Genomic DNA, 272 nt, shown 5'->3' with positions numbered 1-272 from the left:
GTATCTTTTACCGTCATCGGTTCGATAAATTCGACATCTCCGAAAATGACAGGCGGACGTACGCAGCGTGAACCGTAAGACTGCACCCATGCATATTTCGTAAAGGCGAATCCGGCCAGTTTTTCACCGAAGTATTCGACCATGTCCGTCCGCTCAAATTCTCCGTGAACGAGCACGTCTAAGCCGATTTCTTCCTGAATGTCAACCCAGCGCTTCGTTTCCGCATTAATAAAGGCTTGGTACTGTTCATCAGTCCAATCTTTTTTGCGCCA

The 272-nt window shown here is 47.8% G+C and carries 1 pseudogene; it reads right to left on the bottom strand.

The window, feature by feature from the left end:
* A pseudogene (locus R0K30_RS21975) lies at positions 1–272 on the bottom strand (5-methyltetrahydropteroyltriglutamate--homocysteine S-methyltransferase); the annotation flags it as partial.

The organism is Bacillus sp. SIMBA_154 (genome assembly GCF_046536015.1).
Lineage (GTDB): Bacteria > Bacillota > Bacilli > Bacillales > Bacillaceae > Bacillus > Bacillus pumilus_P.
The sequence above is the reverse complement of the archived record's forward strand: the minus strand, read 5'-3'. Positions and strand labels throughout refer to the sequence as shown.